General features: G+C 30.5%; 10 protein-coding genes and 2 other annotated features. All 10 genes read right to left on the minus strand.

Translation table 11 applies throughout. The annotated features are described in order from the left end of the window. A partial coding sequence (zapA, locus tag AB2369_RS07815; protein ID WP_367665921.1) for a cell division protein ZapA occupies positions 1-606 on the minus strand: 606 nt, incomplete at its 3' end. 220 nt (positions 607-826) lie between these two features. Then, complete coding sequence (gene pheT / locus AB2369_RS07820; protein ID WP_367665922.1) at positions 827-3,202, minus strand: phenylalanine--tRNA ligase subunit beta; 2,376 nt, start codon at positions 3,200-3,202, stop codon at positions 827-829. 13 nt (positions 3,203-3,215) lie between these two features. Beyond that, positions 3,216-4,235 (minus strand): phenylalanine--tRNA ligase subunit alpha, encoded by a 1,020-nt coding sequence (pheS, locus tag AB2369_RS07825; protein ID WP_367665923.1) that lies wholly within the window; start codon positions 4,233-4,235, stop codon positions 3,216-3,218. A 56-nt stretch (positions 4,236-4,291) separates the two neighbouring features. After that, positions 4,292-4,510 (minus strand) — a binding site (T-box leader). A gap of 51 nt (positions 4,511-4,561) precedes the next feature. Beyond that, entirely contained in the window at positions 4,562-5,341 is a 780-nt protein-coding gene (locus tag AB2369_RS07830) for a TrmH family RNA methyltransferase (protein WP_367665928.1), read from the minus strand. Positions 5,342-5,357: 16 nt separating this feature from the next. Further along, positions 5,358-6,020: a TrkA family potassium uptake protein gene (locus AB2369_RS07835; RefSeq protein ID WP_367665924.1), complete on the minus strand. Its 663-nt coding sequence runs from the start codon at positions 6,018-6,020 to the stop codon at positions 5,358-5,360. Positions 6,021-6,032: 12 nt separating this feature from the next. After that, the gene (locus AB2369_RS07840) at positions 6,033-7,379 is read right to left on the minus strand and encodes a TrkH family potassium uptake protein (RefSeq protein ID WP_367665925.1); all 1,347 of its coding nucleotides are present in this window, start codon (positions 7,377-7,379) and stop codon (positions 6,033-6,035) included. A gap of 117 nt (positions 7,380-7,496) precedes the next feature. Then, a complete protein-coding gene (rplT, locus tag AB2369_RS07845; protein ID WP_367665926.1) occupies positions 7,497-7,856 on the minus strand; it encodes a 50S ribosomal protein L20 in 360 nt (119 codons plus the stop codon). Positions 7,857-7,884: 28 nt separating this feature from the next. Continuing rightward, positions 7,885-8,082, minus strand: coding sequence for a 50S ribosomal protein L35 (gene rpmI, locus AB2369_RS07850; protein WP_128212788.1), 198 nt, complete (start codon positions 8,080-8,082; stop codon positions 7,885-7,887). Positions 8,083-8,103: 21 nt separating this feature from the next. After that, positions 8,104-8,628 (minus strand): translation initiation factor IF-3, encoded by a 525-nt coding sequence (gene infC, locus AB2369_RS07855; RefSeq protein ID WP_367665929.1) that lies wholly within the window; start codon positions 8,626-8,628, stop codon positions 8,104-8,106. 38 nt (positions 8,629-8,666) lie between these two features. Next, positions 8,667-8,805, minus strand: a sequence feature (ribosomal protein L20 leader region). 58 nt (positions 8,806-8,863) lie between these two features. Beyond that, a complete protein-coding gene (gene ytxC / locus AB2369_RS07860) occupies positions 8,864-9,793 on the minus strand; it encodes a putative sporulation protein YtxC (protein WP_367665927.1) in 930 nt (309 codons plus the stop codon). Positions 9,794-9,940 lie beyond the last annotated feature (147 nt).

Raw genomic sequence — 9,940 nt, forward strand, 5'->3', positions numbered from 1 at the left:
AAGTTCCATAGAGTTTTTCTCTTCCAAAATAAGCTTTAAATCCTTCTGATAATTTATATCTTTTTCAATACTTTCTTTATTATATGTTTCTTTTAATTTATGTATTTCTTCTTGAAGATTATTTATTGACTCATCTCTATGGTTTAGAATTATATTCTTATCTTGAAGCTCTAAGCTTAATTTTTCCTTTGAGTCCTTTAAATTTAAAATTTCATTTTCATTCTTTTTAAGAAGATCTTCTAAAGATCGTATCTTTTCCTCATAGGCATTATTATTTTCTTTCATTTTTAAATTAAAAGAAGATTGTAGTATTTCAACTTTTTCTTCTAAATCTTTATTATGATTCTCTAAATAAGATATTTGACTTTTTAAAAGAGAAAATTGATTCTTAATATCCTTAGCTTCTTCTTTTTCCTTAAACATTTCATCTACACAATTCATAGCTGCTAAAATAGATGCAGAGGATGTACTTAAATTCTTATTTCCCTCTATTAAATTTTTTATTTTCATATCTACATGCTGCGCTACACTAATTAAATAACTTTCATTTTCTTCTCCCTTTAAATTATATTCTATTCCATTTATTTTAACTGTTACTTTATTCATGGCAACCACCCTTTTATCCCACTTTATATTATAAATAATCTAGATTTTCACTTACATATGAATCCTTATCTATGTATAGGTAAAATCAAAATATTAATGTAATTCTTAATTATCCTAAAATAGAAAGAAAATATATGTAAAATATAGTTACCTATATTTTAACATATATTTTCTAAGTAGAAAACAAGCTAATTAAATTGATTTACAGCCAATCTTTTCCTTATCTTAATTCTGCACCTATTTTATATTCTAGAGCCTTTAGTATTTTATCATGGACCTTATTAACTTCCTTATCAGTCAATGTTTTATTTTCATCTCTATAGGATATAGCATAAGCTATACTCTTCTTTCCCTCTGGTATTTGAACACCCTTATAGATATCAAATAATTTTATCTCTTCTACCATAGATCCACCAGCTTTTCTTATAGAATCTTCTATATCTTGAACTAAAATTGAATCCTCTACAAGTATAGCTATATCCCTTGTCACTGCTGGGAACTTAGGTAAAGCTCTATATCTTTTTACTAAATTCGCTTTATTATAAAGAGCATCTAAATTTATTTCAGCTAAGTAGCAGCTAGCTTCTATATCATAGTTTTCACATACATCAGGATGTACTTCTCCTAAAATTCCTATAACATCCTTATTTATATAAACCTCTGCTGTTTTTCCTGGATGGTAAGAAGGATTTTCACTTTGTCTTTTAAAGCTTCCTCTTTCTACTCCCATAGAAGTTAAAACTTCTTCTACTATTCCTTTTATATCTAAATAGTCAACATTTCCATATATTCCAACAGTTAAAATATTTCTCTCTTCTGGAAGTTTATCATCTTCATTTTTAATATATATTTTTCCTAGCTCAAATAATCTAGCTTCCTCATTATTTCTTGAGTAATTTCTAGATAAGTTTTCCATCATGGAAGCTATAGTTGAAGTTCTCATTATGCTGTAGTCCTCCCCTAAAGGATTCCTTATAGCTACCACATTTCTAAGGTCACTATCCTTACTTATATTAACACTATCAAAGGTTTTAGGACTTACAAAGGAATAACTTATAGATTGGTTTAATCCAAGACCTATCATAGTATCTATTATAATATCATCTTTTTTAAGCTTTGAATTTTTAGCTCCTTTAAGACCAGTGGTTTTCGCAATAGTTGATCCGATTTTATCGTAACCAAAAATTCTTGCTATTTCCTCTGCTATGTCTTCCTTTATATCAATATCTATTCTAAAGGTTGGAACTGTTATATTTAACATTTCTCCCTCTATTTCAGTATTTAGATCTAATCTATCTAAATAATCCTTCATATCTTCCTTTAATAAATCAGTGCCTAAAAATTTGTTTATAAAATTTGAATCTATATTTAATTGTTTTTCTTCTTTAACATTGTTATATATATCTATGGTACCTTCCATTACCTCTCCAGCACCTAGCTCTTGTACAAGATAACAAGCTCTATCCATAGCAAGCTTTACTAAATTAGGGTCTATCTCCTTTTCAAATCTTGAAGAAGACTCTGTTCTTAGACCAAGCTTTTTAGAATTAAGTCTTATATTAACTCCTTCAAAATTAGCACATTCAAAGATTACCTCTTTGGTATCCTCTTTTATCTCTGAATTTAGTCCTCCCATGATTCCAGCTAAAGCTATGGTTTTCTCTCCATCTTTTATAGTTAGAACTTCACTATCTAAAGTTCTTTCTATTTCATCAAGGGTTATAAACTTCTCTTCATTTTGTGCCATATCTATTACAATTTTATTTGATGTTATTTCACGTTTATCAAAACCATGCATTGGTTGACCAAGCTCTAACATTACAAAGTTAGTTATATCAACTATATTGTTTATTGGTCTGACCCCTGCATCTAGTAACCTTTCCTGCATCCATGAAGGAGATGGCTCTATCTTAACATTCTTTATTCCTCTTGCCATATATCTCATGCAAAGAGAATCCTTAATCTCCACCTCTAATTCATCTTTTATGTTTAAGTTGCATTTAGGAGTAAAATCCATTTTAGGCATAGTATATTTAGTTCCTAAAGTTGCTGCTGTTTCTCTAGCTATTCCAACTACACTTAAACAATCAGGTCTATTAGAGGTAATTTCAAACTCTATTATAGACTTATTAAGTCCTAAAGCCTTCTTTATATCTACACCAACTGGAGTATCTTCTTTAAGTATCATTAATCCATGTACTGGTTCATCTCCGGCTATTCCAAGCTCTTCTTCTGAACACATCATACCATTAGATACAACTCCACGAAGCTTACCTTTTTTTATTTTTAATCCACCATGAAGCACTGCACCATGAAGAGCTGCTGGTACAATATCCCCTTCTTTCATGTTCTTAGCTCCAGTAACGATTTGTATTAATTCTTCTTCCCCTATATTAAGTTGACATATAACAAGCTTCTCTGCATCAGGATGAGGCTCTATCTTCTCTATTTTAGCAGTAACTACATTGATTAATTTATCTCCTGTTGTTACCACTTCCTCTACCTTAGATCCTGACATGGTTAACTTATCTCCCAAATCCTTTGCATCTATATCAAAATTTACATAATCTTTAAGCCATATAACTGGTACCTTCATTATTTATCTCCTCCTAGAATTGATTTAAAAATCTCATATCACTTTCGTATAATAATCTTATATCATCTATTCCATAGTTAAGCATAACCATTCTATCTACTCCAAATCCAAAGGCAAATCCTGAATATTCTTCTGGATCTATTCCACATCTTCTTAATACCTCTGGATGAACCATTCCACAACCAAGAAGTTCTATCCAACCACTGCCCTTACATACTCTACATCCTTCACCTTCACAAACAAAACAGGTTGCATCCATTTCAGCAGATGGTTCTGTAAATGGGAAATGGTGTGGTCTAAATTTAGTATTAACATCATCTCCAAACATCTTCTTTGCAAATAATTCAAGAGTACCCTTAAGATCTGCAAAAGTTATTCCCTTATCAATAACTAAACCTTCCATTTGATAAAATACAGGTGAATGTGTTGCATCCACTGAATCTGAACGATAAACCCTTCCTGGAGATATCATCTTTATTGGAGGAGCTTGCTTTTCCATAACTCTTGCTTGAACCGGTGAAGTTTGAGTTCTTAATACAATATTATCATTTATATAAAAAGTATCTTGCTCACTTCTTGCACTATGATTCTTTGGTATATTTAAAGCTTCAAAGTTATAATAATCATATTCAACTTCTGGTCCCTCTTCTATAGAAAATCCCATTTCTATGAATATTTCCTTCATCTTATTTAAAGTAAGTTCTATAGGATGTCTTTTACCTATAGTTTGCTTTCTTCCTGGCATGGAAATATCTATTACTTCATTTTGAAGTTTCTCATTCTTTTCTTTATTTTTTATTAAAGTTATATTCTCCTCTAAGGACTTTTCTATGTCTTCTCTTACCTCATTGGCAATCTTACCAACTATTGGTCTTTCCTCTTTTGAAAGTCCTCCCATTCCTCTTAATATAGAAGTTAATTCTCCTTTTTTACCTAAATATTTAACTCTTACAGCTTCAATTTCACTACTTCCTAGGCACTGAGATATTTCTTTTAATGCCTTTTCTTTAATAAGTAATAAATTTTCTTTCATAACTTCTTTCTTCTCCTTTCAAAATACTTTTATGTAAATAAAAAAACCGCCCCTAAAAAAGGGACGGATTATCCGCGGTACCACCCTAGTTAATCTTAACTTTAAGATTCTCTTAGTAATAATAACGGTTTTACCCGCTAAGGGTTACTATAAAACTTCTCCCTTAGTGCTCCAGAGTGAACTTCAATATATCCTCTTGTAAAAGGGCTTTCAGTCTAAGACCCTTTCTCCCTGAAAAAGATAAATATATCTACTCTCTCTTTCATAGCCTATTTTAATATTTACTTCATCACAATTATACATATATAACTGAAAAATTTCAACATTTAAATTAGATTTTGTCTTACTATCTCAAACATCATAATAGATGATGCCACTGCTACGTTTAAAGATTCTGCTCCCCCTGGCATTGGAATTTTAACCCTTATATCACCTAGGTCATAAATATAATCTGATATTCCACTTCCTTCATTACCTACACAAAGGACTAAGTTACCCTTTAAATCCACTTCAAAAAAGTTTTTATCACTTTGAAGAGAACTTACTAAGAATTTATAGCCCTTACTCTTTAAATAAGGTAATATATCCCCATCATCTTCTATTATAGGGATATGAAAAGCAGATCCCATGGTGCTTCTTAATGCTTTATCATTAAATATATCCACGGTACCCTTAGTTACTATTATTCCCTTAGCTCCACTAGCATGGGCTGATCTTATTATAGTTCCAATATTTCCCGGATCTTGAACCTTATCCACAAGTACATAAAAACCATTGTTTAATACATCAACTTTAAAATCTTTCATATTTACTACAGCTAAAACTCCTTGAGGATTTTCTGTACTACAAAGACTTTTTAGTATTTCATGCTTAATCTCATATATTTTTACGTTACTATGAGTTAATCCTTCTATAATAGAATCTATTTTTCCTTCTACCTTATGGCTATATAATATGGAATCTAAAGTATAAGATGAACTTATTACTTCCTCTATACTTTTAATGCCTTCCACTAAGAATTGTTTTGAAGCTTTTCTTTGTTTCCTATCTTTTAACTTTTTAACTTCTTTTATAAAAGTGTTATCTTTACTCTCTATAGTTCTTATCATAGACTACTCCACCTTATTTAGATATCATAGTTTCAAGTCTACTTAAATCATCTACAGAACCAATAGCAACTATGATGTAATTTTCTTCTATTATATCATCTGCATCTGGTGATATATTAACTTCATTATCTTTTCTTATAGCCATTATATTAATTCCGTAGTTAGCTCTAACATTTAAGTCCTTTATAGACTTTCCTACCCACATCTTCGGTGTTTCTATTTCTATTATGCTATAGTCTGGAGAAAGCTCTATATAATCTAACATGTTAGAAGAAACTATATTATGTCCTACTCTAACTCCCATGTCCTTTTCTGGTTGTACAACTCTATCTGCTCCTATCTTGTAAAGAACTTTAGCATGTAAATCATTATGAGCCTTAGCAATTATATATTTAACACCTAATTCCTTTACAATTAGAGCAACCATTACACTAGATTGTATATCAGATCCAATTGTAATAACTGCTACATCAAAATTTCTTATTCCAATGGTTCTAAGGGCTGCTTCATCTGTAGCATCCATTTGCACCGCATGGGTAACATTATCTGATACCTCTTGAACAACATCCTCATTTTTATCAATAGCTAATACCTCATGACCTGCTTCATATAAAGTTTTAGCTACAGAAATTCCAAATCTTCCTAAACCTATTACAACATATTGCTTACTAGCCATAATAGCCTCCTTCTAACCTACTAAAATTTTATCTTCAGGATATTTTATAGACTTATTTTTCTTTCTTGTAGTTAATGCAAGAACTACTGTCATAGGACCTACTCTACCTAAATACATAGTAAGTGCTATTACAATTTTACCTATAGTTGAAAGCTTTGTTGTTATTCCAAGGGTTAGTCCTACTGTTGCAAAGGCTGATGTTGCCTCATACAATAGATATTCAAGACTAGCACCTGCTTCTGTTACAGATAAAATCATAGTTACTATAACAACTATAGCGCCACCTAATGCTGTTACAGTAAAAGCTCTATAGACTAAGTCTTTACTTATCCTTCTCTTAAACATCTGAGTATCTTCTCTTCCTTTTATAACAGATACCACCGTCATAATAAGAACTCCTACTGTAGCAGTTTTTATACCTCCACCTGTTGATCCAGGAGAACCACCTATAAACATAAGAATTGTAGTTAAAAGTCTACCTGCTAATGTCATATCTGAGGTGGATATTGAGTTAAATCCTGCTGTTCTTGGAGTTATTGAAGCAAATAGAGAAGATAAAAACTTGCCCTTAGCATCCATATCTTTCATAGTAGCTGGATTATTAAACTCAAATAAAAACATAAGTATAGCTCCACCTACAACAAGTCCTACAGTCATAGATATTACAAGCTTTGAATGAAGAGAAAGCCTCTTTAAGCTCTTACAATTATATATCTCTGACCATACTGAGAATCCCATTCCGCCTATTACTATAAGTCCTCCTATAGTTAGGATTATTACTGAATTATCAGCATAGGAAGTTAAGCTTGAAAAGTTTCCAAAGAGATCAAATCCAGCATTACAAAAGGCAGATATAGAATGGAATATACTATAATATATACCTTTAGCAAGGCCAAATTGTGGTATAAACTGTGTTGATAATAATAAGGCTCCTAGAAATTCCACTGAAAAGGTAAATATTAATATATATTTCATAAGCTTTACAAGACCTTGTAAATTAAAGGTATTCAAAGCTTCATGCATTATAAGCCTCTCTCTTAATGATATCTTTTTTCTTAAGAGTAGTGCAAAAAGAGTAGTAAAGGCCATAAAGCCTAACCCTCCAATTTGTATAAGAGAAATTATAACGGTCTTTCCAAAGTAACTCCAATAGGTTCCTGTATCTACAGTAATAAGACCTGTAACACAAGTGGCTGAAGTAGCTGTAAATAGTGCATCAATAAAGCTGGTTCTAACACCTGTTTTAGTTGCTATAGGTAATGTTAAAAGTATTGCCCCTATTAATATAACAATAGCAAAACCTAAAGCTAATATTTGCACTGCATTCAATTTTAATTTTCTTGGTAAATTATACTGCATATCCTCACCTCAACGGCTCATATTTAAATATCTACAATATATTATATCTCTTTCCATAAAAAATTAAAAATAAAAATGCGACGATTTGTCGCATTTTTATGTTAAGTTATGGTTAAATTATGAGTTTATTGCATTTTTAGCTACTTCTACTAAGTTAGCAAATGCCTTTGGATCATTTATTGCTATTTCAGATAACATCTTTCTGTTTATATCTATTCCAGCAACCTTTAATCCGTTCATGAATTTAGAATATGTTGATCCATTTATTCTTGTAGCTGCATTTATTCTAGCTATCCATAATCTTCTAAAGTCTCTCTTCTTTAATCTTCTTCCAACATATGCATTTCTTAAAGCTCTTATAACTGTTTCATTAGCAGTTTTGAATAACTTGCTTTTTCCACCGTAATATCCCTTAGCAAGCTTTAACACCTTCTTATGATTCTTACGTGCATTTTTTGCTCTTTTAACTCTTGCCATTTCGCAAACCTCCTATTCAGTATCTCTATTATAGATATGGTAATAATTTCTTCATTGCTTTTTCTTGTGCTGTAGAAACGTAAGCAGTCTTTCTTAAGTTTCTCTTTCTCTTAGAACTCTTCTTAGTAAGTATATGACTTTTGAAAGCCTTTGCTCTCTTTAACTTTCCTGTTCCAGTCTTTTTAAATCTTTTTGCAGCACCTCTGTGAGTTTTCATTTTTGGCATAATAAAATCCTCCTCTCAAGTTTAAGCTTTTTTTGGAGCCAAAATCATTGTCATGTTTCTACCTTCTAACTTTGAAGGTTTTTCTATAACACAAACGTCCTCTAATTTAGAAGCAAAGTTTTTAAGGATCTTATCGCCCTTTGTAGAAGCGTGTTCCATTTCTCTTCCTCTAAATCTAACAGTAACCTTAACTTTATCACCATCATTTAAGAATCTTCTTGCATTATTTGCTTTAATCATAATATCATGTTCTTCAATAGATGGACTGAATCTTATTTCTTTTAAGTTTGTAACCTTTTGCTTTTTCTTAGCTTCTTTTTCTCGCTTAGATTGCTCATACACAAACTTTCCATAGTCCATTATTTTACACACTGGTGGGTTAGCATTAGGAGACATAAGAACTAAATCTTCTTCTCTTTCTTCAGCAATTTTTAATGCTTCCCTAGAGGACATAATTCCAAGCGCTTCTCCACTGCCTGTTATTACTCTAACTTCTTTAACCCTAATTTCTTCATTTAAAAGAAAATCTTTACTAATATTATTCACCTCCATTTATGATAGTTATCAATAAATCTATGTAAATATACAATATAAAAAAGCGGCATAAAAATGCCGCTTTCATTTATATTACCTCTTTAAAGTTACACTCAAAGTTAAAAGTGTTTAGAGATAACCCTACTAGCAATGCTGTAAGGTGAGAAACGGCTGTTTCTTCTTTACATTTAACACAAGATTTATTGTAACATTCTAATACAATGTTGTCAACCATCTTTTAGAAATTTTATATTTTTATTGTGTCTCTACTTTCATCCATTATAGGAGAATATAATTTATCATTAGAGCACATATAACAATTATTACAGAAAGTAACTCTATTTGTAAAGACATTTTTTATAGTTTCTAATATTTCTTTATTCATGAAATTACCTTCTCCATGTATTCTTACTATCTTAGGCGAATTTGTTATAAGTCCACTTATTATAACATCTTCCATATTTATTCCTACCATACCAAACTTATAATCTACGAATTCGCTTATAAATTCACTTAAAATTTCTTTTCCATCCTTATCCTTTAAGGCGTAATTACCATTTTTATCTGCAATTATATTAATTTCTTCAATCTTACTTTCTTGAATATCAACAAAATATTTTAATAACTTTATAAACTCATTATATTCTTTTTCTACTAAATACTTTTCTACCACTTTATCTACTATTGCTTCTAGGTCATCCTTTAAATATTTCATTCTAAAAGTAATAAACCCTTGTATATTAAGCTCTCTATTCTCATCTATGCACTGTTTTATTTTAGTTATTATATTATTCTTTCTATTCATGCAATATATACTAGTATCATCTTTTATCTTGCTTTCCCCTTTTAGAGCTTCATCAATTCTACTACTAACCTCTGGCAGTTCATCACTTCGTAGAAAGAAATAGGTATCTGTTAGAAATTCATAAACTTCTCTTTTCTTGAACATATCTATAACTATCTTATATAAAATATTACTTACATGCAAATTTAAAGAGTTTTGTAATCTTTCACTATAAGCTTCATCATCACAAAGTATTTTTATGAAGTGAGATGATCCCTCAATACTTTCTGAAATTCCAAGGGTTATATTTTTAGTTTTAAATTGGCTCTTTAATTCTTGAAGTTCCTCTACAACTATTGATTCTCCCTCATATACAATTTTTAGAAGTAGCATATTTCTCACTCCCTTCCTAACCATAGTATGTGTTTTAAGTTTTCATATATACAAAAAATATTAGCATTTATCGACATGAATCAAATTTTCTTCCCTTGTTCCTTAAGGATAAGCATATGTAGATTATAATTAAAGATAGTATTTAAT

The organism is Clostridium sp., from assembly GCF_040797585.1.
In the GTDB taxonomy this organism is placed as follows: Bacteria; Bacillota; Clostridia; order Clostridiales; family Clostridiaceae; genus Clostridium_Z.